Below are 24,774 nucleotides of genomic sequence, written 5' to 3'. Positions count from 1 at the left end.
ATGCGCCGCTACGGCAAGAACACCGACGAGGACGACATCCGCCAGCGCCCCAACCGCAAGGGGAACCGGCCGCGGACGAACATCCGGCCCAAGCACGAGGACGCCGCGGAGGGCATGGTCCTCACCGTCGACCGGGGGCGGCTGACCGTCCTCATCGACGACGTCCCGGTCACCGCGATGAAGGCCCGTGAGCTGGGCCGGAAGGCGGCGGTCGTGGGCGACCGGGTGTCGGTCGTCGGCGATCTGTCGGGCAAGAAGGACACGCTCGCCCGCATCGTCCGGATCGAGCCGCGCTCGTCCGTGCTCCGCCGCACGGCGGACGACGACGACCCGTACGAGCGCGTCGTCGTCGCCAACGCCGACCAGCTCGCCGTCGTCACCGCGCTCGCCGACCCCGAGCCGCGCCCGCGCATGATCGACCGCTGTCTGGTCGCGGCGTTCGACGGCGGGCTCTCCCCGCTCCTGGTCCTCACCAAGTCGGACCTGGCGGACCCGGCCAAGATCCTCGACCTGTACGGGGACCTGGACATCCCCTACGTGGTGACCAGCCGCGAGGAGCTGGAGAACGGCACGGCGGTCGCACGGGTGCGCGAGCAGCTCGACGGCAAGGTCACCGCGTTCGTCGGCCACTCCGGCGTCGGCAAGACGACCCTGGTGAACGCCCTCGTCCCGGACGACCGGCGCCGCTCCACGGGGCATGTCAACGCGGTCACCGGGCGCGGCCGGCACACCACCACCTCGGCGCTGGCCCTGCCCCTGTCGGGCGACGCCGGCTGGGTGATCGACACTCCGGGCGTGCGCTCGTTCGGCCTGCACCACGTGGATCCGTCCCGGGTCATCCACGCCTTCCCCGACCTGGAGCCCGGTACGGAGAACTGCCCGCGCGCGTGCAGCCACGACGAGCCGGACTGCGCGCTGGACGCCTGGGTGCAGGAGGGGCACGCGGATCCGGCGCGGCTGTACTCGCTGCGGCGGCTGCTGGCGACGCGCGAGCGGCGCGAGGGGGACTGACCTCGGGCTTGTTTGCTGCCCCCGCGACCAGGTAAAGGCATAATCGCACCAAGCCGGACGATCAGTGGGAACGCGGGAGGCACATTCACATGGCGTGGCTGCTGGTCATCGTCGCCGGGATTCTGGAGACCGGGTTCGCGGTCTGTCTGAAACTCTCGCACGGCTTCACCCGCCTGTGGCCGACGATCGCGTTCGCCTGTTTCGCGCTCAGCAGCTTCGGTCTGCTGACGCTGTCCCTGAAGAAGCTGGACGTGGGGCCCGCGTACGCGGTCTGGACGGGGATCGGGGCCGCCGGCACCGCGATCTACGGCATGATCTTCCTGGGCGACGTGGTCTCCACCCTCAAGATCGTCTCGATCAGCCTGGTCATCGCAGGAGTGATCGGCCTCCAACTCTCGGGCTCCGGCCACTGACCCCCCGCCACCCGACCGACGACCGGTGGGGGCTGGTCGCGCAGTTCCCCGCGCCCCTGAGATGCGCACTGCGTGCGCCATCTCAGGCGCGCTCGCCTCGAGGGGAGGCTGCGCGGAGCGCATGCCTCAGGGGCGCGGGGAACTGCGCGACCAGCCACGACGCGGCCCGCGCCCGACAACGCGCCCCTCAAACGCTCTCCGCCACCCGCGGAAAGTGGCACGCCGCCCCCGACTCCCCCACCCCGGGCGGAGCGACCCGTTCGCAGCGCCCCCGGTCCCCGTCCCCCAACCCGGCGTACACGGGGCACCGCCCCCGGAACACACACCCCTCCCACCGCACAGCGGAAGACGGCGGATCCCCGGCCAGCAGGATCCGCTCCCGCTGCCGCACCCGCTCCCGCCGCGGATCCGGCACCGGCACCGCCGACAGCAGCGCCCGCGTGTACGGATGCGCGGGCCGCTCGAAGACGTCCTCGACGGCCCCGGACTCCACGGTCCGCCCCTGGTACACCACGCTCACCCGGTCCGCGATGTGCCGTACGACGGACAGGTCGTGGGAGACGAAGAGATAGGCCAGCCCCAGCTCCCCCTTCAGCCGGCGCAGCAGATTGAGCACGCCCGCCTGCACGGACACGTCCAGCGCGGAGACCGGCTCGTCCAGCACCAGCAGCTCCGGCTCCACCGACAGCGCCCGGGCGATCCCGATCCGCTGCCGCTGCCCGCCGGAGAACTCGTGCGGATACCGCTCGGTGTGCGCCGGATCGAGCCCCACCAGCTCCAGCAGCCGTGGCCCGCGCCGCGCGGCCTCGGCGCGTTTCATCCCCTGCGCGCGCAGCGGCTCGGTGACGATGTCGCCGACCGGCATGCGCGGGTCGAGGGAGGCCATGGGGTCCTGGAAGACGATCTGCACGCGCCGCCGCAGGGCGCGCAGCTCTTCCTTGCCGAGCGCGCCGACCGGCTGCCCGAAGAGTTCGACGGAGCCGGCCTCGGGCCGTCGCAGCTCCATCAGCTCGAACAGGGTCGTCGACTTGCCCGAACCGGACTCCCCGACCACGGCGAGGGTCTGGCCGCGCGCGATGTCGAGGTCGACGCCGTCGACGGCGTGGACGGTGCCCACGCGCCGCTTGAAGGCGGTCCCCTTGAACACGGGGAACGTCCTGGTCAGCCCGCGCACCTTCAGCACGGGCTCCCCGTCCCCCTTCACCGGCGTCGCGGCGGCCGGCACGTCCGGCACCGGGAACACGTCCCGCGGCGCGGCCCCGGCCAGTTCCGCCGACCGTACACAGGCCGCCGTGTGCCGCTCCCCCACGGCCAGGAGCCCGGGCCGGTCCTCCCGGCAGCGCTCCTGCGCGAGCGGGCAGCGCGATGCGAACGCGCATCCGACCACCTCCGCTCCGGCGCCGGGCGCGACGCCGGGCACCGGCACCAGCGTGTCCGCCGCCCCGTCGATCCGCGGCACCGCGCCCAGCAGTCCCAGCGTGTACGGCATCGCGGGCGCCCCGAACACGTCGTCCACGGGCCCGGTCTCCACCACCCGGCCCGCGTACATCACGGCCACCCGGTCGGCGGTCCCGGCGATCACCCCGAGGTCGTGGCTGACCAGGACGAGGGCGGCGCCCGTCGCGCGCTGGGCCGTGCGCAGCACGTCCAGGATCTGCGCCTGGATGGTGACGTCCAGGGCCGTGGTGGGTTCGTCGGCGACGATGACGTCGGGGTCGTTCGCCATGGCCATCGCGATCATCGCGCGCTGCCGCATGCCGCCGGAGAACTCGTGCGGGTAGGCGTCGGCCCGTTCCCGGGCGCGCGGGATGCCGACCAGTTCCAGGAGGGCGACGGCCCGCTCGCGCGCCGCCTCGCGGGAGACGTCCCGGTGGGCGCGGACCGCCTCGGCGATCTGGTCGCCGATCCGGTACACGGGCGTGAACGCGGAGAGCGGGTCCTGGAAGACCATGCCGATCCGGGCGCCGCGCACCCGGGACAGCTCCCGGTCACCGGCGCCGACCAGCTCCTGTCCGTCGAGCCGCACTGATCCCCGTACGGTCGCGTTCCCCGGCAGCAGGCCGAGCAGGGCCAGCGCCGTGGCCGACTTGCCCGAGCCCGACTCGCCCACGAGGCCCAGGACCTCGCCGCGTTCCAGACTCAGGTCGACACCGCGCACCGCGGCCTTGCCGTCGAAGTCGACGTGCAGATCGGTCACTTCAAGCAGCACGGCGTGCGCCCTTTCCCGAGGCGGACGGATCGAGCGCGTCGCGCAGCCCGTCGCCCACCAGATTCACCGCGAGGACTAAGACGATCAGCAGGCCCGCCGGGAAGAAGAACATCCAGGGGTAGGTGATCGCGGCGCCGGTGGTCGACGCGATCAGCGTGCCGAGGGAGACGTCCGGCGGCTGGACGCCGAACCCGAAGTAGGACAGGGCCGTCTCGCTCATGACCGCGCCGCCGACCGCGATGGTCGCGTCGATGATGAGGAACGAGGCGATGTTCGGCAGCACATGGCGGACGATCACGGTGAAGGGGCCCACGCCCATGTACCGGGCGGCGCGCACGAATTCGCGTTCCTTGAGGGAGACGGTCATGGACCGCACGACCCGCGCCGTGATCATCCAGCCGAACACCGCGAGCAGCCCCACGAACGCGAACCATCCCGCGCCGCGCAGGCGCGGCGAGACGATCGCGATGATGAGGAAGGACGGGAAGACCAGCAGCAGGTCGACGACGAACATCAGGGCCCGGTCGGACCAGCCGCCGAAGTAGCCCGCGCACGCCCCGACCAGCGCGGCGAGGCCGGTCGCGAACAGGGCCACGAGGACGCCGATGACGAGGGACTTCTGGAGTCCGCGCACGGTCTGCGCGAAGACGTCCTGCCCGATGCGGTTGGTGCCCCACCAGTGGTCGGCCGAGGGCCCCTCGCGCAGCGCCGTGTAGTCGACGGTGCTGTACGTCCATGAGGTCAGGTGCGGGCCGAGGACGGCGAGGGCGACGAGCAGGAGCAGGACGCAGGCGCCGGCGAGGGCGCCGCGGTTGCGCAGGAAGCGGCGCGCGACGACGGCGGCCCGGCCGCGGGGGCGGGCGAGCGGCGCGCTCTCAACAGGGAGGGCTGTCATGGCAGTCGATCACTCAGGCGCGGCGCACGCGCGGGTCGAGGGCGGCGTGCAGCACGTCGGCGAGGAAGCCGGACAGGAGCACGACGACGGCGGCGAAGACGTTGACGGCGACGACGGAGTTGACGTCGTTCTTGCCGATGGAGGCGACGAACCACTCGCCCATGCCGTGCCAGCCGAAGATCGTCTCGGTGAAGGTGGCGCCGGTGAACAGGGCGAGGAATCCGTAGCTGAAGAAGGTGGACATGGGGATGAGGGCGGTGCGCAGGCCGTGCCGCAGCAGCACGGTGCGGCGGGTGAGGCCCTTCGCGCGCGCGGTGCGCAGATAGTCGGCGCCGAGCACGTCGAGCATCGCGGAGCGCTGGTAGCGGCTGTAGGAGGCGATGGCGCCGAGCGCGATGGAGACCGTCGGCAGCAGCAGGTGCACCGAGCGGTCCTTCAGCACCGCCCAGAAGCCGGAGTCGACGCCCGGGCTCTTCTCGCCGGTGAACTGGATGACGTCCGTGCCCGTGCGCTGGTTGAACCAGATCGCGCCGATCTTGAGCAGCACGGCCAGCAGGAACACGGGGGTCGACAGCAGCGCGAAGGAGGTGATCGTGAGCGCCCGGTCGGAGGGCCGGTACTGGCGCACCGCCGTCCATGCCCCGGCCAGCACGCCGAGCACGGTGCCCGCGACCGTGCCGAGGAGCAGCAGGCGCAGGCTGACCCCGATCCGCCGCCCGAACTCGGCGCTGACCGACGAGCCGTCGATGGTCCGGCCCAGATCGCCGCGGACGGCGTGTCCGGCCCAGGTCAGGAAGCGGTCGAGGAGCGGCTTGTGGTCGTTGACGCCGATCGCGGTCAGGTGGTGTTCGACGGAGGCCGTGGACAGCGGGGGCTGGCGGCCCTCGTAGTACGCGCGCGGGTCCAGGGCCAGCGAGGCGAGCAGGTAGGACAGACCGATGGCGACGGCGAGCAGGACGGCGTAGTAGCCGATCCGCTTGCCCAGATAGCCCCACACCTGTTCTGCCTCCGTTTGTGCAGGTCATCGGCTTACCGCTCCAGCATGATCGCGATTTGTTGCTGCGTTATGAAGAGCGCATGTCATCTTCCGGGAGCCCTTCCACGGGCGCCGTCGGCAGGCTTACGGTCGCGCCGATCGTGGCCGCACCCCTGGCCGCGCCCTACCCGGAGGAACCCCCATGCGCAGATCCACCGTCACCGCCCTCGCCGCCGCCGTGTCGGCCAGCCTGGTGCTGGCGGGCTGCGGGTCCTCCGACGACGGCAAGCCGGTGAAGAAGCAGGCCGCCCCGGCGGCCGACGGGCAGGACATCAACGCCCACCCGGTGAGCGATCTGAAGCAGGGCGGGACGCTGAGGACGTACATCACGCAGTGGCCCGTCCAGTACAACGTCAACACCCCCGACGGCGCCCAGGGCGACACCCAGGAGATCGTCGGCGCGGTCCTGCCCGACCTCTTCGACTCCGACGCGAAGGGCGCCGTCCGCGCCAACCCGAACTACCTGACCTCGGCGAAGGTCGTCTCGACCGCCCCGCAGGTCGTCGAGTACGAGCTGAACCCGAAGGCGAAGTGGACCGACGGGACGCCGCTGAGCTGGAAGGACTTCGCCTCCCAGTGGAAGGCGCAGAGCGGCGCGAACAAGGCGTACGAGGTGGCCGACACCTCCGGCTACGACCAGATATCCAAGGTCGAGCGGGGCAAGGACGCGCACGGTGTCCGGATCACCTTCGACCAGCCGTACGCGGACTGGCAGCGGCTGTTCGACCCGCTGTACCCGGCGGCGTACACGAGCACGCCGAAGAAGTTCAACTCGGCCTGGCAGGAGAAGATCCCGGTCTCCGGCAACGCCTTCAGGATCAAGTCGTACGACAAGACGGCGCAGACCGTCACGATCGAGCCCGACCCCGCCTGGTGGGGCCCGAAGCCGAAGCTGGACTCGGTCGTCTACCGCGTCATCGACTTCACGGCGACGACCGAGGCGTACCTGAACAAGGAGATCGACTTCGCCACCGCGCTGCTGCCGGAGGACTACAAGCGCCTGGTGAAGGCGTCGGGCACGGACATCCGGCGCGGCGCCCGCTGGGACGAGGTGCACATCGCCCTGAACGGCGCGCACGGCCCGCTGAAGGACGTCCGGGTGCGCCAGGCGCTCGGCAACGCGATCGACCGCAAGGGCATCAACGCCGCCTTCAGCAAGGACCTCTCCTTCGAGCTGGAGCCGCTCGACAACCACTTCTTCATGCCCAACCAGGAGGGGTACCGGAACAACTCCGGCGAGTACGGGAAGTACGACCCGGACAAGGCGGGCAAGCTCCTCGACGCGGCCGGGTGGAAGTCGGCCGGTGAGGGGAAGCCGCGGACCAAGGGCGGCAAGCAGCTCGCCCTGGAGTACACGCTGAGCGCGGGCAGCACCTCGGCCCAGTTCGACCAGGCGGAGCTGGTGCAGCAGCAGCTGGCGGCGGTCGGCGTCAAGGTCACCCTGAAGAAGGTCCCGGCGAACGACTTCTTCCCGAAGTTCGTGAACACCGGCAACTTCGACCTCACGAGCTTCCGCAACGTGGACGCCGTGTTCAAGTCGACCATCGTGCCCACGTTCCTCCAGCCGCAGGGCAAGAACCTGCTGCAGAACTACGGTTCCGTCGGCTCCCCGAAGGTCGACGACCTGCTGAAGAAGGCGCAGCGGACCACCGACACCGCAGAGGCGAACAAGCTCTACAACGAGGCCGACCAGGAGCTGTGGAAGCTCGGCCACTCCATCGAGCTGTACCAGCGCCCGCAGATCCTCGCCGTCCGCTCGGGCCTGGCCAACTACGGCGCCAGCGGCCTCGCGAGCAGCGACTACACGAAGATCGGCTGGCTCAAGTAGTCCGCGCCCGGAGCGCCTCGCGCACCAGCCGCCCCACCCCGCCCTCCTCCACCGGCGCCAGCACGCACGACAGCGCCAGACGCACCGCCAGCTCGCAGTCGCGGGCCAAGGCCTCGGACTCGGTCTTGGGCGCACTCGGCACCCCGAGCGCCGCCAGCGACCGGTCGCGCACGGCGGCGACGAAGTCGGCGGGGGCGGGCAGCGGCCCGTCCGCGCGGCGCTGCGCCGGCACGGCGGAGGAGGACGGGACCGCGGTCAGCGTCGGCGAGGGCAGCCGCTCGCTCCAGCACCCGGTGAGCGCCGCCCGCACCAGCGGATTGCGCCGCGCCGCGGTCACCGTCCACTCGGCGACCAGGTCGAGCCCGCCCTCCTTCAGGGCCCGGTCGACGCCCGCGAGATAGGCGTCGGCCTCCCGCCGCACGAGGGCCCGCGCGAGCCCTTCCTTGCTGCCGAACTCGTTGTAGAGCGTCTGCCGGGACACCCCGGCGACCGCCGCCACGTCCACCATCCGCACGCCGCCCCAGGGCCGCCGGGCGAGCGCCGTATAGGCCGCGTCCAACAGGGATTCGCGTGCTGCGGGCATCGTCGCCTCCCGGGACAGCCGTGTGTGCGTACGGCTCGTTTCGCCAGAGTTGACGGGCTTGTCCGCACTGTCAATAGCCCGCACACCGCCCAGGGCACCGGTTACGGACACGGGCCCTGTGGCCCGGAACCGATCACGGTCGCTACTGTGCAGTCATGCCCGATTACCACGATGATCTGCGCCTCGCCCATGTCCTCGCCGACACCGCCGACGCCGCGACCATGGCCCGCTTCAAGGCCCTCGACCTGAAGGTCGAGACGAAGCCCGACATGACGCCGGTGAGCGAGGCCGACAAGGCCGCCGAGGAGCTGATCCGTGGCAACCTCCAGCGGGCCAGGCCGCGCGACGCGATCCTCGGCGAGGAGTACGGCGTCGAGGGCACCGGCCCGCGCCGCTGGGTGATCGACCCGATCGACGGCACGAAGAACTATGTCCGCGGGGTGCCGGTCTGGGCCACGCTGATCTCCCTCATGGAGGCGGGCGAGGGCGGCTTCCAGCCGGTGGTCGGCGTGGTGTCGGCCCCCGCGCTCGGCCGGCGCTGGTGGGCGGCGAAGGGCGCGGGCGCGTACACCGGCCGCAGCCTGACCTCCGCAAGCCGGCTGCACGTCTCCCAGGTGAGCCGCATGTCGGACGCCTCCTTCGCCTACTCCTCGCTGAGCGGCTGGGAGGAGCAGGGCCGCCTCGACGGGTTCATGGACCTGACCCGGAAGGTCTGGCGCACGCGCGGCTACGGCGACTTCTGGCCGTACATGATGGTCGCCGAGGGCTCGGTCGACATCTGCGCGGAGCCCGAGCTCTCCCTGTGGGACATGGCGGCGAACGCGATCGTGGTGACCGAGGCCGGAGGCTCCTTCACCGGGCTCGACGGCACCCCGGGCCCGCACAGCGGCAACGCGGCGGCGTCGAACGGCCTGCTGCACGACGAGATGCTGCGCCACCTCGACCCCCGCTGACCGGACCCCCTCCGCGCGGCGGGCGCCCCCGAACTCACCTCACGCGCCCTCTTGTTGGCACTCCCTTTACCTGTAACTCTGAGAGTCCCCCCACTTGTGAACTTGTGAACCGCTTCACGCGCAGCGTTGAGCGGTCGACAGGTACCTCACACAGGAAGGTGGCTCCATCCATGCTCGTCCGCGACGCCATGAGCACGATGGTCCTCACCATCGGACCGACCCACACCCTGCGCCAGGCGGCCCGGCTGATGTCCAGCCGCCGCGTCGGCGCCGCCGTGGTCCTCGACCCGGACGGCTCCGGCATCGGCATCCTGACCGAGCGCGACGTCCTCAACTCCCTCGGCCGCAACCAGAACCCGGACATCGAGACCGCCGACACCCACACCACCACGGACGTCGTCTTCGCCGCTCCCGCCTGGACCCTGGAGGACGCCGCGCAGGCGATGACCCACGGCGGCTTCCGGCACCTGATCGTGCTCGACGGCCGGGAGCCGGTCGGCATCGTGTCGGTGCGCGACATCATCCGCTGCTGGGTCCCGGCCCGGCGGCACGGACCCCCGCTCACCGTCTGAGGAGACGCGAAAGAGGGCCGGCTCCCCGCCCAGGGGAACCGGCCCTCCTCCTCATGCTCAGCGCAGGTCGAACCGGTCCAGGTCCATGACCTTGGTCCACGCCGCGGCGAAGTCCTGGACGAACTTCTCCTTGGCGTCGTCGCTCGCGTAGACCTCGGCGACCGCCCGCAGCTCGGAGTTGGAGCCGAAGACGAGGTCGGCACGGGTGCCGGTCCACTTCACGGCGCCGGAGGCGTCGCGGCCCTCGAACTCGTCCTGCGCGGACGACGTGGACTTCCAGCTGTAGTCCATGTCGAGCAGGTTGACGAAGAAGTCGTTCGTCAGCGTGCCCGGACGCTCGGTGAGGACACCGTGCTTCGAACCGCCCGCGTTGGCGCCGAGGACGCGCAGGCCGCCGACGAGGACGGTCAGCTCGGGCGCGCTCAGGTCGAGCAGGTTGCCCTTGTCGATCAGCAGGAACTCGGCGGGGAGGCGGTTGCCCTTGCCCACGTAGTTGCGGAAGCCGTCGGCGGCCGGCTCCAGCGCGGCGAACGACTCGACGTCCGTCTGCTCCTGCGAGGCGTCGACACGGCCCGGCGAGAACGCGACCTCGACCGGGACGCCGCCGTCCTTGGCCGCCTGCTCGACGGCCGCGGTGCCCGCGAGCACGATCAGGTCGGCGAGGGAGACCTTCTTGGCGCCCTTGGCGTTGAAGGACTCCTGGACGCCCTCCAGGGTGCGCAGCACCGTGGCGAGCTCGTCCGGGTTGTTGACCTCCCAGCCGCGCTGCGGCTCCAGGCGGATCCGGGCGCCGTTCGCGCCACCGCGCTTGTCGCTGCCGCGGAAGGAGGAGGCGGCGGCCCAGGCGGCGGAGACCAGCTGGGAGACGGTCAGGTCGGTGCCGAGGATCTGCTCCTTGAGAGCGGCCACGTCGGCGGCGTCGATCAGCTCGCCCTCACGCGCGGGCAGCGGGTCCTGCCACAGCAGCTCCTCGCTGGGCACCTCGGGGCCGAGGTAGCGCACGACCGGGCCCATGTCGCGGTGCGTCAGCTTGTACCAGGCGCGGGCGAAGGCGTCCGCGAACTGGTCGGGGTTCTCGTAGAAGCGGCGCGAGATCTGCTCGTAGACCGGGTCGAAGCGCAGCGACAGGTCGGTGGTGAGCATGGTCGGCTTGTGCTTCTTCGCGGAGTCGAAGGCGTCGGGGATGATCTCCTCGGCGTCCTTGGCGATCCACTGGTTGGCACCGGCCGGGCTCTTCGTGAGCTCGTACTCGTACTCGAAGAGGTTCTTGAAGAAGCCGTTGCCCCACTGGGTCGGCGTGCTGGTCCAGGTGACCTCGAGGCCGGACGTGATCGCGTCCTTGCCGACACCGGTGCCGTGGCTGGACTTCCAGCCGAGGCCCAGCTGCTCCATGGGGGCGGCCTCCGGGTCGGCCTCGACCTTGTCGGCCGGGCCCGCGCCGTGGGTCTTGCCGAAGGTGTGGCCACCGGCGATGAGGGCGACGGTCTCCTCGTCGTTCATCGCCATGCGGCGGAAGGTCTCACGGATGTCGCGGGCCGCGGCGACCGGGTCCGGGTTGCCGTTGGGGCCCTCGGGGTTGACGTAGATGAGGCCCATCTGGACGGCGCCGAGCGGGTTCTCCAGCTCGCGGTCGCCCGTGTAGCGCTTGTCGCCGAGCCACTCGGTCTCGGGACCCCAGTAGACGTCCTCCTCGGCCTCCCAGACGTCCGCGCGGCCACCGGCGAACCCGAAGGTCTCGAAGCCCATGGTCTCCAGCGCGACATTGCCCGTGAGGATCAGGAGGTCGGCCCACGAGATGTTCTTGCCGTACTTCTTCTTCACCGGCCACAGCAGACGGCGCGCCTTGTCGAGCGAGGCGTTGTCCGGCCAGCTGTTGAGCGGCGCGAAGCGCTGCTGACCGGCGCCGGCGCCGCCGCGGCCGTCGCTGATGCGGTACGTGCCGGCCGAGTGCCAGGCCATCCGGATCATCAGCGGGCCGTAGTTGCCGAAGTCGGCCGGCCACCAGTCCTGCGAGGTGGTGAGCACCTCGGCGATGTCCTGCTTGACCGCGGCGAGGTCCAGCGCGCCGAACGCCTCGCGGTAGTCGAAGTCCTCACCCATCGGGTTCGCGACCGCGGGGTTCTTCGCGAGGATCTTCAGGTTGAGCCGCTCCGGCCACCACTGGCGGTTTCCGCCGCCCTGGGTCGGGTGCGCCGCACGCCCGTGCGCGACCGGGCAACCACCCTCCCCCTCCGACTTCGGGTCAGTGACGATTGCTTCGTGATTCTCGGACATTGGGGGCCCTTCCGGAGTCGTCCTGTCGCTTGGCCTGAGCCGTTTGCGATCCTACAATGGACAATGTCTAAGTCAAGCAAAGCTCCAAAGTCACACCCGTTCGGGATCCGCTCCCCTGGCTGTTAGGCTGGATTTCATGAGTGACCTGTTGGAACGACTGCGCGGACGCGGCTGGCGGATGACCGCCCAGCGCCGTGTCGTGGCAGAGGTCCTCGACGGCGACCACGTCCATCTGACGGCCGACGAGGTCCACGCCCGCGCTGTCGCGAAGCTGCCCGAGATCTCCCGGGCCACCGTCTACAACACCCTGGGCGAGATGGTGTCGCTGGGCGAGGTCATCGAGGTCGCCACCGACAAGCGGGCCAAGCGCTACGACCCGAACGCGCACCGCCCGCACCAGCACCTCGTCTGCGCGCAGTGCGGCCAGATCCGGGACGTCCACCCGACGGGCAATCCACTGATGAGCCTGCCCGACTCGGAGCGCTTCGGCTTCACGATCTCCGACGTGGAGGTCACCTACCGCGGCCTGTGCCCGGCCTGCAGCGCCCCGTAGCCCGAGCTTTCCCGAAGCGGCCCGCACCTTCCCGGTGCGGGCCGCTTCTTTTGTGCCCCACCAGGGGCGCGGGGAACTGCGCGAGAACCCCCACGGCGCGACACCCGGCAACGAACCCCCACCATCCTCCCCTCTTCCAGAATCTGACACCCCGTCATATTCTCGCGGGCGCCCACCAAACCCCCGCACCCCGGAGGGCCCATGCACCCCAAGCTGCAAGCCCACGACCTCACCCGCACCTTCGGCCCCACCCACGCCCTCGGCCCCCTGGACCTCACCGTCGCCCCCGGCGAGTTCGTCTGCGTGGTGGGCCCGTCGGGCTGCGGCAAGTCCACCCTCCTGCGCATCGCGGCGGGCCTGACCCGCCCCTCCACCGGCACCCTGGAGATCCGCACCGGCAGCCCCCGCCCGGCCGCCATGATCTTCCAGGACTACGGCATCTACGACTGGAAGACGGTGCTGGCCAACGTCCGCTTCGGCCTGGACGTCCAGAAGGTCCCGCGCCGGGAGGCGAACGCCCGGGCCCGCGACTGGCTCACCCGCATGGGCCTCGCCGACTTCGCCGACGCCTACCCCGCCGCGCTCTCCGGCGGCATGCGCCAGCGCGTCGCGATCGCCCGGGCCCTGGCGGTGGAGCCCGAGATCCTGCTCATGGACGAGCCCTTCGCCGCGCTCGACGCCCAGCTCCGCACGATCCTCCAGGACGAACTGCTCGCCCTGACCCAGTCGACGCACACCACGACCCTGTTCATCACGCACAGCCTGGAGGAGGCGATCGTCCTCGGCGACCGCGTCCTGGTGATGTCGGCCCGCCCGGGGCGGGTGATCGCCGAGCGCCGCCCGCCGTTCCCGCGGCCGCGCACCGGGGACATCCGCGACACCCCCGAGTTCACCTCCCTCAAGGGCGAGCTGTGGGACCTGCTGCGCGGCGAGGTGCACCAGGAGGCGATCCCGGCATGACGACGACCACGCCCGCCGAGGCCCCCGGCGAGGACCTCCTGGTCCGCGCCCCCGGCCCCCAGGAACTCCACCCCGACCGCACCCGCCGCAGGCGCCGCACCCTGGAACTCGCCCTCGCCGTCGCCGTCCCGCTGCTCCTGGTGCTGCTGTGGCAGCTGGCGGCCGACCGGTCCTGGATCGACGACCGCGTCTACCCGGCCCCGTCCACGATCCTCGCCGACGGCTGGGACAGAGCCGCCGACGGTGATCTGTGGCCGGATGTGTGGGCCACTCTCAAGCGGGTCCTCGCGGGCTATGCGATCGGTACGGTGACGGGCTATCTGCTGGGTCTGCTCATGGGCTCGATCTCCCTGATCCGAGCGGCGCTCGAGCCTTTGCTCGACGCTCTGTACGTCGTACCCAAGCTCGCTCTCCTCCCCGTCTTCCTCAACATGTTCGGCCTCGGCGAAGGCCCTCAGATCGCACTCGTCGCGGCGACCGTTTTCTTCTTCGTATGGATCTCAACGATGGCGGCGGTGGTCTCGGTTCCCGCCGGGCACCGAGATGCGGGACAGGTCTTCGGCGCCTCCCCGTGGCAGATGTTCCGCCACGTCCTGCTGCCCGCCTCGCTGCCCGCGGTCCTGGTGGGCGCCCGGATCGCGGCGGGCGTGGCGGTCCTCGTGATCGTGGCCTCGGAGCAGATCGCGGCGACGAACGGCCTCGGCCATCTCATCTTCGACGCGCGGGCCCTCTTCCAGAACGACGTGATGTTCGTCGGCATCGTCTGCGTCGCCGTGCTCGGCGTCGTCTTCTCCGAACTGGTCCGCCTGGCCGGCCGGTTCCTCACCCCTTGGGCGCCGCGCGACCGCGGCCGCGGCCAGTCCTGACCTCTCCCTCGGCTTTCCGTGTACTCGTACGGAGGTTCCATGCGCACCAGACACCTGGGTACGGCCCTGCTCGCGACCGGCGCCCTGCTCCTCACCACCGCGGCCTGCGGCGGGAACGACACCGGCTCGTCCGGATCCGCGGCCGCGCCCCGCACGATCAAGGCGGTCGACGGTTGCGGCAGGGGCAGCTGGACCGACCCGTCCGACCTGGCGACCGACCGCGAGCCCGCGCGCTGCGCGTCCGGCGCCCCCGCACCCGTGAAACTCGCGAAGCCCCGCAAGCTGACCGTCGCGACCGGCACCCTCAGCGCCGAGTACGTGGCGCCGCTCGAAATGGCCGTCGAGAAGGGCGAGTTCAAGAAGGAGGGCCTGGACGTCACGCTCAAGGTCCTGCCCACCCCCGACGCACTCCCCCTGCTGGCGAAGGGCGACATCGACGCGCAGTGGGCGGCCCCCGAGGCGGCCGTCATGAACGGCATCCTGGGCGGCTTCGACATCAAGTGGGTCGCGGGCAACTTCTCCCCCGACCCGAAGTCGAAGAGCGGCCTGTGGGTCCGCCTGAAGAACGGCGAGAGCGCGTCCCACGTCCCGATGGCGGGCCGGAAGATGGGCACGATGATCGGCAAGGGCTCGGTCATCTCGTACCCGATGAACACGGCGCTGAAGAAGCACGGCGGCGGCCTCGACAAGATCCAGTTCCAGCAGCTCGGCTCGGCGGACGTGCTGACCGCACTGCAGAACGGCGGCGTCGACTCCGCCTGGCTGCTCGACCCGGTCTGGCGCAAGGTCGACGGAGACAAGCGCTACGCGTTCCTCGGCGGCCAGCCCCTGGGCGAGCCGCTGGGCGGCCTGCTGTTCGGCCCGAACCTGCTCTCCGAGGACCCGGACGCGGGCGTGGCGTTCCTGCGCGCGTACATCCGCACGGTGAACACGTACTTCGCGGGCGACTACAAGAAGGACCCGGCCTTCGTCACGGAGCTGGCCACGCTCCTGAAGACCGACAAGAAGGTCCTGGAGTCGACGCCCTCGCTCCGCATGGACTGGGAGATCCGCGCCGGCACGACGGACCGGCTGCAGAAGGCGTACGCGGCGGCCGGGGTCTCGAAGGGCGATCCGCTGCCGGAGTCGAGGACGGTGGACAGGAAGCTGTACGAGGAGGCGGTGGGCCACAAGCCGTGAACACGCCGAAGCCCGGAACCTTGATGATTCCGGGCTTCGGACTTTCAGTAGCGGGGACAGGATTTGAACCTGCGACCTCTGGGTTATGAGCCCAGCGAGCTACCGAGCTGCTCCACCCCGCGTCGGTGAACACAACCTTACGCGCCACCCCCGACCAGCGCAAATCCCTTCCACCGAGCCCCCCGCCTGGGGCAATCCCCGCCTGCTCGCCGCCCGGGGCGGCAGGGTGGGCGGGGCGGCACCCCGGCGCGGGGCAAGCGCTCATCGGGCCCCGACCCCGTCTCAGCCCTACGCGGACAGCTCCTGCCGCAAGGCGTCCCGAAGCCGCCCGGCCCGCTCGGCGACCTCGGCGGGCCCCAGCTCCACAGCCCGGGACGCCCACTTCTGCCCGGCAGCCAGCTCCCCGCGCCGCGCACACAGCAGAGCCAGCCGCAACGCCGCCCGCCCGTGCCCCGCATCAGCCGCCCGGGTCCACCACAGCGCCGCCTCCGGCTCACTGCCCTCCCGCGCGAGCAGCAGCCCGAGATTGAACGCCCCGTTGCGCGATCCGGCCTCCGCGGCCTCCCGGTACCACCGTGCGGCCTCGACGACGTCCCCGCGCGCGGCGGCCAGCATCCCGACCCGCACCTGCGCGCGCCGGTGCCCGTGCTCGGCGGCCCGCTCGTACCACTCCTCGCACTCGGTCTTCTCCGTGACCGGCTCCCCCAGCTCGTGCCGGGGTGCGGGCGGCGTCCGCAGGTCGAGCAGCGAGGCGAGCCGGTACGCGGCCTCGGGGCTGCCCCCGCCCGCCGCGCACCGCAGATGCCGCTCGGCGCCCTGCTCGTCGCCGTCGCGCAGTCGCGCGATGCCCGCCTGGAGCGCGGCCTCGGTGTGCCCGCCGGCCGCGGCCCGCTCGTACCACTGGACCGCCTTGAGAGCCGACTCCTCCTCCTCGCGACCCGCGTAGAGGATGCCCAGGTTGAAGGCGGCGTCGACGCTGCCCGCCTCGGCGGCCTTGGAGAACCAGGGCTCGGCCCCGACCGCGTCCCCGTTCTGCAGGAGCAGCACGGCGAGCGCGTTGGCCGCCTCGCGGTGCCCGGCGTAGGCGGCGCGCCGGTACCAGTCCTCGGCCTGCGCGGTGCGCTTCTGCTCGGCGCACAGCAGGCCGAGGTTGTACGCGCCGTTGTTGTCGCCCGCGTCCATGGCGGCCCGGTACCAGCGCTCGGCGGTCTGGGTCTCGCCGCGTCCGGCGTGCAGCGCGCCCAGCGCGTTCGCGGCGTTGCCGTCGCCGTCCTGGGCGGCGCGCAGCCACCACACGGCGGCGCTCTCCTCGTCGCCCGCGTCGCGCAGCAGGAAGGCGAGGGCGCACGCGGCGCGCGGCTCGCCGTCCTTGGCGGACGTCAGGTACCAGCGGCCGGCCTCCTTCAGCTCGCCGCGCTTCTCCAGGATCGCGCCGAGGTGCAGCGCGCCCCTGCGGTGCCCGCGCGCGGCGGCCTGGCGGTACCACTGCTCGGCTTCCTCTGCGGGGTTCCTGCTGTCCCCCGCCACCAGCACGTCGGTGCCGCCCTTGCGGTCGAGCGCGCGGGCGAGGCGGTACGCGGCCTCCCGATGCCCCCGCTCGGCGGCGACCCGCATCCAGCGCTCGGCGCCGACGTCGCTGCGGTGCTCCAGGAGGTCGGCGAGGGCGTACGCGCCGAGCGTGTGCCCCTGCTCGGCGGACTGGCGCAGCCAGTACTCGGCGGCGGGCTCGTCGCCGCGCTCGCGGTGGTGCCTGCCCAGGGCGTGGGCTGCGGCGGCGGAGCCGGCGACGGCGGCGATGCGCCACCATCCCGCGGCTTCGTCGGCGTAGCCCCGCTGGTGCAGCAGGACACCCAGATTGTTGGCGGCGGCCCGGTCGCCCACGCTCGTGGCGTTGCGCAGCAGAGGCTCGGCCCCGTCGAGATCACCGCGGCGCAGCAGCATGGCGCCGAGGACGCTCATCGCCTCGACGTCGCCGGCCTCCGCGGCCAGCCGCTGGCGTGCTTCTTCGGCAGCTTCACCGGGTTCGTCCCGATCTGTCGGCTGCACAAACCGCCCTGTCTCCAACAGAGTTGCCTTGTCCCCCATAACGTCCATCGTCGCACCACCTGCAACCTGGGTACATCGTGAATACCGCAGCCAGTGAGGTCACTTCAGCGTTTTGTCGACATGCCCACAGAGAGATAAGTGAAACACAGATTCCCCAAGTCTCCCCGGGTGAAGCATTCTTCGCACGTACCTGGGACGCACCTGGTACATCTCTGATACGGACTGAGCACGTGTACCGAGTCACCGGGATCGCACCGCACATGCCAGTGACTCATGACACCCGGTGCCCTGACGCACCGAAGGCCCGGAAGCCTTAGCTTCCGAGCCTTCGATCATCAGTAGCGGGGACAGGATTTGAACCTGCGACCTCTGGGTTATGAGCCCAGCGAGCTACCGAGCTGCTCCACCCCGCGCCGTTGTGTTGCAACCGTACCACGGCGCGGGGTGGTGCTCACTCAGCCTCCGACCTGCCCCTCTGCTTCTCAGCCGCCACTGCTCTTGCCGTCGGAACCGCTCTTGTCGCTGCCGCCGGACTTGCCGTCGCCGTTCTTGCCGGCTTTCTTCTCGGCCTCCGTCTGGGCCTTGTCGGCACGCTCCAGGGCGCTCTGCAGATCGTCCTGTGCCGTGCCGTACGCGGCCCAGTCGCCGTCCTTCAGAGCCTTCTGACCGGCCTCGAAGGCCTTCTCGGCGTCCGCGAGGGCTTCCTTGACCGTGGAGTCCGTCGGGGTGGTCGTGTCCCCACCGCCCGGTTTCTCCGGTTCGGTCGACGAGCCGCCGTCCACCTCGAAGGCGTCGTTCAGCGCGTCCGAGAGCGAGTTGGCGAAGCCCATCTTGTCTCCGTAGGAGACGGCGACCTTGCGCATCAGCGGGTACTCGGAGTTCCGCCCCTGTGCGTAGATCGGCTCGACGTAGAGGAAGCCGCTGTCGAGTGGCACTGTCAGCAGATTGCCGTACAGGACCGTCGAGTCGGCGCCCTTCATGTCGCGCACCCAGTTCGCCACCGGGTCCCAGGAATTGAGCTTGTTCTGTACCTGCTCCGGTCCCTGGACCTTGTCCTCGGTGACTCTCAGCAGCCTTATGGCGCCGTAGTCCCTACTGGTCGCGTCGGCGTCCACCGCCATGAAGGCTCTGAGGTTCGGCCTTCCACTGGGGGTGAACGTCGTCGTCAGAGAGAACTGCTGGCTGTTCTGACCCGGCATCTTCATGGACAGGTAGTACGGCGGGACCGCGCTGTTGTCCTTCTTGGTCGGGTCGTTCGGCACCTGCCAGGCGTCGGACGCGTTGTAGAACTGGTCCGAGTCCGTCACGTGGTACAGGCTCAGCAGCTCCCGCTGGACCTTGAACATGTCCTGCGGGTAGCGCAGGTGCTCCTTCAGGTCGGCCGGGATGTCGCTCTTGGGCTGCACCGTGCCGGGGAACGCCTTCTCCCAGGTCTTCAGGACCGGGTCGCTCTCGTCCCACGCGTAGAGCTTGACCTCGCCCGTGTACGCGTCGACGGTCGCCTTCACCGAGTTGCGGATGTAGTTGACCTGGTTCTGCTGCGCCACCACGGAGCGCTGGCTGTCGCCCTGGTTGAGCGAGTCGGCCGTGGTGTCGCCGAGCGTCGTGCGGGACGCGTAGGGGTAGCCGTTCGACGTCGTGTAGGCGTCGACGATCCACTTGATCTTGCCGTTCACGACGGTCGGGTACGCGTCGCCGTCGATGGTCAGCCAGGGCGCGACGGCCTCGACGCGCTCCTTGGGCGTGCGGTTGTACAGGATCCGCGAGCCGTCACCGATGGCGCCGGAGTACAGGATCTGCGGTTCGCTGAAGGCCACCGCGTACGCGGCGCGGTTGATCGGGTTCGACAGGTTGACGCCGCTGTGGCCCTTGTAGCTCGTGGTCTTCTGCGTGCCGTCTTCCTGCTCGTAGTCCAGCTCCTTCTGCGGCCCGCCGACGATCGAGTACTGCGTCGTCTTCTCGCCGTAGTAGATCCGCTGGTTGTAGTCCCCGAGGTCACCGCTGGTCGGCAGGCCCGACTCGGTGAACTGCGGGGCGCCCTGCGAGGTGGAGGTGCCCTTCGCCGTCACGGCTCCGTAGCCGTGCGTGTAGACGAAGTGGTCGTTGATCCAGTTGCGCTTGTCCAGCTTGCCGAGGTTCAGCTCGCGCAGGCCCACGACGGTGTCCTGGCCGTTGTAGCGGTCCACGTCGAGAGTCGTCGGGAACTGGTAGTACTTCCGCTGCTGCTCCAGCTGCTGGAAGGTCGGCGACACGATGTTCGGGTCGTTCAGGCGGTAGCTGGCCGCCGAGTCGGCCTCGGCGCGCTGCTTCTTGGTGTCCTTGTCGGACCCCTCGCCGTTGTAGGCGCCGACCGTCGCCTTGTCGATGCCGTACGCCTTGCGCGTGGCGTCGATGTTCTTCTTGATGTACGGCGCTTCCTTGGACTGCTCGTTCGGCTGCACCTGGAACTTCTGCACGATGGCCGGGTACAGGCCGCCGATCAGGATCGCCGAGAGCACCATCAGGCCGAAGCCGATGACCGGCAGCTGCCAGGTGCGCCGCCACAGGGTCGCGAAGAACAGCAGGGCGCAGATGACGGCGATGCAGAACAGGATCGTCTTCGCCGGCAGGTACGCGGTCGCGTCGACGTACCTGAGGCCCGTCCAGTTGTCCGTCGCCTTGAAGTCGCTGGACTTCACCGCGAGCCCGTACCGGTCGAGCCAGTACGCGACGGCCTTGAGGGCCACGAAGAGGCCCAGGAGGACGGAGAGGTGTCCCGTCGCGGCCGCCGTGGCGCGCGCGCCCGGGCTGGTGATGCGCAGTCCGCCGTACAGGTAGTGCGTCAGCGCGGCAGCGACCAGGCCGATGACGGCCGCGGCGAAGCCGAAGCCGAGCAGGAAGCGGTACCAGGGCAGGTCGAACGCGTAGAACGACACGTCCAGGTGGAACTGCGAGTCCTTCTGGTGGAACGGCACGCCGTTCACGTACTGCAGCCATGTGCGCCACTGGCTCGCGGCCGAGGCGCCCGCGATCAGGCCGACGAGGGCGGTGATCCCGAGCAGCAGCCACTTCTTGAAGGGCGCGATGCCCATGCGGTAGCGGTCGAGACTCTGCTGCTCCGTCGACATCGCGCTCAGCGGCGGGCGCAGCCGGTGAGCCAGCCAGATGTTCACACCCACGGCGAGCGCCATGAGCAGACCGAAGACGAAGAAGAGTCCGATCTTCGTCTGCAGCGTCGTCGTGAACACGGACGAGTACTTGACCGACCGGTACCAGAGCCAGTCCGTCCAGAACCCGGAGAACATGACGAAGGCCATGCCGAGCACGGCCAGGACGCCAAGCGTCAGCAGCAGCGTCCGGGCACGCCGGGAGGGGCGTCCCACTCTGATCCGCGGTCCCGTCGGACCCCCGCCCCGGTCCGGCATCTGGAAAGCCAAGGTGCGCACCTCGATAGTTCGCTAATCGATCTGTCAGGCCCCCGAGATCGCGGACCCCTCACCTATGCAACTTACTCAGGCTTTACTCAGTTCCCGCTTCGGGGGACGAACGAGGCAGGATTGTGACCATGTCCAACACCCCCATGGCTGCAAGCCCCCTCACCCGGGCCGTTCTCGAGATCGACGAGTACGCCTCCGGCATGGGCTGGGACCAGCCCGCACGCCTCTTCGCCCTCGTCGACACCGCCGCCCTGCGCACCCAGGAACCGGCCCTCGCCGCCCAGCTCGGCCTGGAGAGCGAGGGCGAGAGCAGTGGCTTCACCCCGATCCTCCAGGACGAGATCCCCGCCTCCAAGCCGCTGGACGAGTTCCTCGGCACCATCGCGTGGCCCGACGCCGTCGCGGGCTGTGCGCTGACGGTGGAGCGCCTGATGCTGCCGCCGTCCGCCGAGGCGTCCGTCCCCGAAGGGCTCACCGGCAAGAAGCTCACCCAGTGGGTCGCCCAGCACCCGGACCGCCAGGAGGTCCGGATGACGGTCGCGGTGCTGCGCGACGGGACCCGTGACTCGGCCCTGCGGCTGCGCGAGAAGGACTCGCCGACCGAGGTCCTCACGGGCTCGGACCTGGTACCGGGGCTCGCCGAGGCGCTGGCGGCGACGTTCGCCGAGTGAGGTTTTCCACGACTACGTAGAGGGGCGCTGCGGGAGATCCCGCAGCGCCCCTCTACGTAGAGCCGTGTCTCAGCTCTTGGCGGTGCACTTCGGCAGGGCGCCGGTGTTGCCACTGCGAATGTCCTTCAGGGCGCCCATCGCGTCGTCCAGGGTGTCCACCTTGACGAGCGTGAGCCCGTTCGGGGTGTCCTTGGCCGCGGTCGCGCAGTTGTCCTTCGGCGTCAGGAAGTACTGCGCTCCCTTGTCGCGCGCGCCGACGAGCTTCATCCCGATGCCGCCGATGGGGCCGACCTTGCCGTCGTCGTCGATGGTGCCGGTGCCTGCCACGAACTTGCCGCCCGTCAGATCGGTGGGCGTGAGCTTGTCGACGATGCCGAGGGAGAACATCAGACCGGCGCTGGGGCCGCCGACGTCGGCGAGCTTGATGTCGATCTGGAACGGGAAGGTGTGGTCGGTCCCGGCCTGGATGCCGACGATCGCGCGGCCGTCGTCGGCCTTGTCGGTCCTGATCGTCACGTTCTCCGTCGTGGTCGCCTCCTTGCCCTCCTTCTCGGCGGCGGCGGCCTGCTTGACGGGCACGACCGTGAACACGACGTTCTCGCCGGCCTTGTGCTTGGTGACCAGCTTGGCGACGTCGGCGGGCTTGGTGATCCTGGTGCCGTCGACGGCCTTGATGACGTCACCGGCGTGCAGCCGGCCCTCGGCGGGGCTGTCCTTGACGACCGAGGAAACGATCACCCACGACTTCACGGGGATGTTCAGCTCCTCCAGGGCGGCGACCTTGGCGCTCTCCTGGGACTGGCTGAACTCCTCGGCGTTCTCCTGCGAGGACTGCTCCTCCGTCTGGCCGTCCGGGTACAGGGTGTCGTGCGGCACCACGATGCTGTCGTGGGCGAGCCACCCGTAGACCGCCGACACCAGGTTCATGTTGAAGTCGGCGCTGGTGACCCGGACGGTCGTCATGTTGAGATGCCCGGAGGTCTCGTACGTCTTGTGTCCGGCGATCTGGATGACGGGTTCGCCGTCGTGGTCCGCGAGGGTGTTCACCGTCGGACCCGGGGACATCTCCGCGTAGGGCACTTTGATGAGGACCCCCGCGCAGAGCAGCGCGATCAGCATCAGAGTCGAGGCGAGCATCGTCGCGGTGCGGCGTGGCATGGAACGACAGTACGGGACGGGCCCGTGCGTGCACCTGTGGGGCCGGTCCGTACGGGAGACGGCCCCTGCGGCCTCACGTCCCGGAGTGGGACTTCTCCATCGCCTCGCGGAAACGTTCGTACCCGCTGAGCTCGGTGACGTCACCCGTCTTGTGCCTGCTCCGTCCGGCCCACGAGCCCCAGAGCGCGGCGCCGACCGCAGCGACAACCGGAATCAGCAGCCACAAGAGCACTGCCATGCCGACCTCCCGACCCCATGTGCGACCGCAACTGACTGATCAGCAGATTAACCATCCGCACTGTCAACGCTCGCCGCAGGGTGGCGGTTACGCAACCGGAGCCTCAGCAGGCCCCGACCCACTCTTCCGTCCCATCGGCGAACGTCTGGTGCTTCCAGATCGGGACCTCGTGCTTGAGGTCGTCGATGAGCTTGCGGCACGCCTCGAAGGCCTCGCCGCGGTGCGGACACGACACGGCGACGACCACGGCGAGGTCGCCCACCGTCAGATCGCCGACGCGGTGCACCGCCGCGAGCGCGCGCACCGGGTACTCGGCGGCGACCTTCTCGGCGACACGTCGCATCTCGGCCTCCGCGGTCGGGTGGCACGAGTACCCGAGCCGGTCCACGTCGGCCCCGCCGTCGTGGTTGCGTACGGTCCCCACGAAGAGCGCGGTACCGCCCGCCGCGTCGTCGCCGACCGCGCGGAAGACCTCGTCGACGGAGAGCGGGGTCTCCCGGACGGCGAGCAGTCTGATGGGGTCCTGGGCCGCCTGCTCACCGGGGTGGTCGTGCTGGGTGGATGCCATGCCTTCATCGTGCCGTACGGTCCGGCACCCGTGAATTGGAGCCTCCTACAGGGCACCCGCTTGGAGTCGGGTTTTCCGCACGGCGGGGCCGCCGGCGGGGTCTTCCCGTCCGGCCCCCGTGCCTCAGATGCGCCGCCGGGCCTTGCGCACCCGCCGCACCACGGCCGCCGTACCCAGCAGGGCCACTGTCGCGCCCGCCGCGCCCGCGGCCGTCGCGTCCTTGCGCCCGAGCCGCCGGCCGGCCACAGTGCGCCGGCCCGCGACCTCCTCCAGGAGCTCCGCGAGGACCTCCTCGTTCGTCCACTGGGGCCGCCATCCGGCATCGTGCAGCCTGCTCCCGCTGACGACCCAGGGGTACATCGTGTAGGCGAGGTCACCCGCGGGCGAGGGCGTGAGGCCGATGCGGTGCAGCCGGGCCGCGGCGCCGAGCGCGACCGCCGAGGGCAGCTCCATGCGGCGGATCCCGCTCAGCTCCTCGACCTCCTCCTGCTCCAGCCACCCGTCGCAGCCGACCGCGAGCTCTCCGTCGACCTTCTCCAGGACGGCGTACTCCAGCGCGCCGCACAGGTCCTCCACGTGGCAGAACTGCCAGGCGGGCCGCGAACCGGCCACCACGAGCAGGCGCGGGGACTCGAAGTAGCGCGTGAGGGCCGTGTCCATGCCGCCGACGAGCACCGAGGGACGCACCACGGTGACGTTGAGGCCGGGGTGCGCGCGAGGGGCGCGGCGGGCCAGCCGCTCGATCTCCAGGAGGTCGCCGACGCCGGTCGCCTCCGCGGTGGCGCGCAGCTCGGCGTCCTCCGAGAGCGGCAGCTCGTTGTCGGGAAGGGCCCCGTAGACCATGGCCGAGGTGCAGAGCACGACGCGGTGCACACCGGCCGCGGCGGCGGCGGTGAGCACGGTCTGGGTGCCGCGCACGTTGTAGGCGGTGCGTGCCGCCGGGTCGGACTCGAGATCGAGATCGAGCGCGAGGTGCACCACGACGTCCGCGCCGCGCAGCTTCTCCGCGATGGCCGGATCCCGTACGTCCAGAACGTGCCAGGTGGCGGAGGCGCACTCGCCCCGCCGCTCGTCGATGGCGAGCACCTGCTTGATCTCGTCGGAGGCGGCGAGCCGCTCGGTGAGCAGGGCGCCGATGCCGGACGCGGCACCGGTGACCGCGACGACGGGGCCGCGCACGGCCGGACTGGTTGAAGGGTTTCGCGCTGCGCGAACCTGCGGATCTGGGGAACTCACCGGGCGTCTCCAGCGGTTGTCTTCGGTAAGTACGTGAATGACACGTACGTACCAGGAGGCATCCATCCTGCCGCAGGCCATGAGTCGGCGAAGCACCGAGGCCCGATCC

Annotated in this window: 21 protein-coding genes and 2 tRNA genes; 10 read left to right on the top strand and 13 right to left on the bottom strand. The window is 70.5% G+C overall.

Annotated features, from left to right (window positions below):
- Together rsgA and ABII15_RS25565 are read left to right on the top strand one after the other, a co-directional pair.
- Nucleotides 1-1,011, top strand: a complete 1,011-nt coding sequence (gene rsgA / locus ABII15_RS25570) for a ribosome small subunit-dependent GTPase A (RefSeq protein WP_353944630.1) — start codon at nucleotides 1-3, stop codon at nucleotides 1,009-1,011.
- A gap of 89 nt (nucleotides 1,012-1,100) precedes the next feature.
- Nucleotides 1,101-1,424 carry a multidrug efflux SMR transporter gene (locus ABII15_RS25565; RefSeq protein WP_353944629.1) on the top strand — a complete coding sequence of 108 codons (324 nt, stop codon included), beginning with the start codon at nucleotides 1,101-1,103 and terminating at the stop codon, nucleotides 1,422-1,424.
- Nucleotides 1,425-1,611: 187 nt separating this feature from the next.
- On the opposite strand, the gene ABII15_RS25560 is transcribed toward ABII15_RS25565, so the two are convergent.
- Genes ABII15_RS25560 through ABII15_RS25550 form a run of 3 tightly spaced genes read right to left on the bottom strand, consistent with a single transcriptional unit; the run spans nucleotide 1,612 to nucleotide 5,525 of the window.
- Nucleotides 1,612-3,630 (bottom strand): ABC transporter ATP-binding protein, encoded by a 2,019-nt coding sequence (locus ABII15_RS25560; RefSeq protein WP_353947194.1) that lies wholly within the window; start codon nucleotides 3,628-3,630, stop codon nucleotides 1,612-1,614.
- The gene (locus ABII15_RS25555; RefSeq protein WP_353944628.1) at nucleotides 3,623-4,528 is read right to left on the bottom strand and encodes an ABC transporter permease; all 906 of its coding nucleotides are present in this window, start codon (nucleotides 4,526-4,528) and stop codon (nucleotides 3,623-3,625) included. The genes ABII15_RS25560 and ABII15_RS25555 overlap by 8 nt, the downstream gene beginning before the upstream one ends.
- A 13-nt stretch (nucleotides 4,529-4,541) precedes the next feature.
- Complete coding sequence (locus ABII15_RS25550) at nucleotides 4,542-5,525, bottom strand: ABC transporter permease (protein WP_353944627.1); 984 nt, start codon at nucleotides 5,523-5,525, stop codon at nucleotides 4,542-4,544.
- Nucleotides 5,526-5,706: 181 nt separating this feature from the next.
- Between ABII15_RS25550 and ABII15_RS25545 the strand changes: the two genes are divergently transcribed.
- Complete coding sequence (locus ABII15_RS25545; protein ID WP_353944626.1) at nucleotides 5,707-7,392, top strand: ABC transporter family substrate-binding protein; 1,686 nt, start codon at nucleotides 5,707-5,709, stop codon at nucleotides 7,390-7,392.
- On the opposite strand, the gene ABII15_RS25540 is transcribed toward ABII15_RS25545, so the two are convergent.
- A complete protein-coding gene (locus ABII15_RS25540) occupies nucleotides 7,385-7,975 on the bottom strand; it encodes a TetR/AcrR family transcriptional regulator (RefSeq protein ID WP_353944625.1) in 591 nt (196 codons plus the stop codon). The genes ABII15_RS25545 and ABII15_RS25540 overlap by 8 nt on opposite strands.
- Before the next feature lie 155 nt (nucleotides 7,976-8,130).
- On the opposite strand from ABII15_RS25540, the gene hisN reads away from it, so the two are divergent.
- Nucleotides 8,131-8,928, top strand: a complete 798-nt coding sequence (hisN, locus tag ABII15_RS25535) for a histidinol-phosphatase (protein WP_353944624.1) — start codon at nucleotides 8,131-8,133, stop codon at nucleotides 8,926-8,928.
- A gap of 170 nt (nucleotides 8,929-9,098) precedes the next feature.
- Nucleotides 9,099-9,500, top strand: a complete 402-nt coding sequence (locus ABII15_RS25530; protein WP_353944623.1) for a CBS domain-containing protein — start codon at nucleotides 9,099-9,101, stop codon at nucleotides 9,498-9,500.
- Between the two features lie 57 nt (nucleotides 9,501-9,557).
- Here the strand turns inward: ABII15_RS25530 and katG are convergent, their stop codons facing one another.
- On the bottom strand, nucleotides 9,558-11,774 hold the full coding sequence (katG, locus tag ABII15_RS25525) for a catalase/peroxidase HPI (protein ID WP_353944622.1): 2,217 nt from the start codon (nucleotides 11,772-11,774) through the stop codon (nucleotides 9,558-9,560).
- A 136-nt stretch (nucleotides 11,775-11,910) separates the two neighbouring features.
- On the opposite strand from katG, the gene ABII15_RS25520 reads away from it, so the two are divergent.
- The 4 genes from ABII15_RS25520 to ABII15_RS25505 all read left to right on the top strand — a co-directional run bounded on the left by ABII15_RS25520 (nucleotide 11,911) and on the right by ABII15_RS25505 (nucleotide 15,332).
- A complete protein-coding gene (locus tag ABII15_RS25520) occupies nucleotides 11,911-12,327 on the top strand; it encodes a Fur family transcriptional regulator (protein ID WP_353944621.1) in 417 nt (138 codons plus the stop codon).
- A gap of 201 nt (nucleotides 12,328-12,528) precedes the next feature.
- On the top strand, nucleotides 12,529-13,287 hold the full coding sequence (locus ABII15_RS25515; protein ID WP_353944620.1) for an ABC transporter ATP-binding protein: 759 nt from the start codon (nucleotides 12,529-12,531) through the stop codon (nucleotides 13,285-13,287).
- Nucleotides 13,284-14,153 carry an ABC transporter permease gene (locus ABII15_RS25510; RefSeq protein ID WP_353944619.1) on the top strand — a complete coding sequence of 290 codons (870 nt, stop codon included), beginning with the start codon at nucleotides 13,284-13,286 and terminating at the stop codon, nucleotides 14,151-14,153. The genes ABII15_RS25515 and ABII15_RS25510 overlap by 4 nt, the downstream gene beginning before the upstream one ends.
- Nucleotides 14,154-14,192: 39 nt before the next feature.
- On the top strand, nucleotides 14,193-15,332 hold the full coding sequence (locus ABII15_RS25505) for an ABC transporter substrate-binding protein (RefSeq protein WP_353944618.1): 1,140 nt from the start codon (nucleotides 14,193-14,195) through the stop codon (nucleotides 15,330-15,332).
- A gap of 48 nt (nucleotides 15,333-15,380) precedes the next feature.
- On the opposite strand, the gene ABII15_RS25500 is transcribed toward ABII15_RS25505, so the two are convergent.
- The 4 genes from ABII15_RS25500 to ABII15_RS25485 all read right to left on the bottom strand — a co-directional run bounded on the left by ABII15_RS25500 (nucleotide 15,381) and on the right by ABII15_RS25485 (nucleotide 20,782).
- A tRNA-Met gene (locus ABII15_RS25500) sits at nucleotides 15,381-15,454 on the bottom strand.
- 166 nt (nucleotides 15,455-15,620) lie between these two features.
- A complete protein-coding gene (locus tag ABII15_RS25495; RefSeq protein ID WP_353944617.1) occupies nucleotides 15,621-17,426 on the bottom strand; it encodes a tetratricopeptide repeat protein in 1,806 nt (601 codons plus the stop codon).
- Nucleotides 17,427-17,717: 291 nt separating this feature from the next.
- A tRNA-Met gene (locus ABII15_RS25490) sits at nucleotides 17,718-17,791 on the bottom strand.
- A 69-nt stretch (nucleotides 17,792-17,860) separates the two neighbouring features.
- Entirely contained in the window at nucleotides 17,861-20,782 is a 2,922-nt protein-coding gene (locus tag ABII15_RS25485) for a UPF0182 family protein (RefSeq protein WP_353947193.1), read from the bottom strand.
- A gap of 140 nt (nucleotides 20,783-20,922) precedes the next feature.
- On the opposite strand from ABII15_RS25485, the gene ABII15_RS25480 reads away from it, so the two are divergent.
- On the top strand, nucleotides 20,923-21,465 hold the full coding sequence (locus tag ABII15_RS25480; protein WP_353944616.1) for a PPA1309 family protein: 543 nt from the start codon (nucleotides 20,923-20,925) through the stop codon (nucleotides 21,463-21,465).
- A gap of 69 nt (nucleotides 21,466-21,534) precedes the next feature.
- Here ABII15_RS25480 and ABII15_RS25475 read toward each other — a convergent pair whose 3' ends face one another.
- The 4 genes from ABII15_RS25475 to ABII15_RS25460 all read right to left on the bottom strand — a co-directional run bounded on the left by ABII15_RS25475 (nucleotide 21,535) and on the right by ABII15_RS25460 (nucleotide 24,665).
- The gene (locus tag ABII15_RS25475) at nucleotides 21,535-22,623 is read right to left on the bottom strand and encodes a PDZ domain-containing protein (RefSeq protein ID WP_353944615.1); all 1,089 of its coding nucleotides are present in this window, start codon (nucleotides 22,621-22,623) and stop codon (nucleotides 21,535-21,537) included.
- 73 nt (nucleotides 22,624-22,696) lie between these two features.
- The gene (locus ABII15_RS25470; RefSeq protein WP_353944614.1) at nucleotides 22,697-22,861 is read right to left on the bottom strand and encodes a hypothetical protein; all 165 of its coding nucleotides are present in this window, start codon (nucleotides 22,859-22,861) and stop codon (nucleotides 22,697-22,699) included.
- A 103-nt stretch (nucleotides 22,862-22,964) separates the two neighbouring features.
- Nucleotides 22,965-23,429 (bottom strand): molybdenum cofactor biosynthesis protein MoaE, encoded by a 465-nt coding sequence (locus ABII15_RS25465; RefSeq protein WP_353944613.1) that lies wholly within the window; start codon nucleotides 23,427-23,429, stop codon nucleotides 22,965-22,967.
- Between the two features lie 123 nt (nucleotides 23,430-23,552).
- Nucleotides 23,553-24,665 carry an SDR family oxidoreductase gene (locus ABII15_RS25460; RefSeq protein ID WP_353944612.1) on the bottom strand — a complete coding sequence of 371 codons (1,113 nt, stop codon included), beginning with the start codon at nucleotides 24,663-24,665 and terminating at the stop codon, nucleotides 23,553-23,555.
- Nucleotides 24,666-24,774 lie beyond the last annotated feature (109 nt).

It is taken from the genome of Streptomyces sp. HUAS MG91, from assembly GCF_040529335.1.
Classification (GTDB): Bacteria; Actinomycetota; Actinomycetes; order Streptomycetales; family Streptomycetaceae; genus Streptomyces; species Streptomyces tabacisoli.
This window is presented reverse-complemented; position numbering and strand designations above follow the sequence as displayed.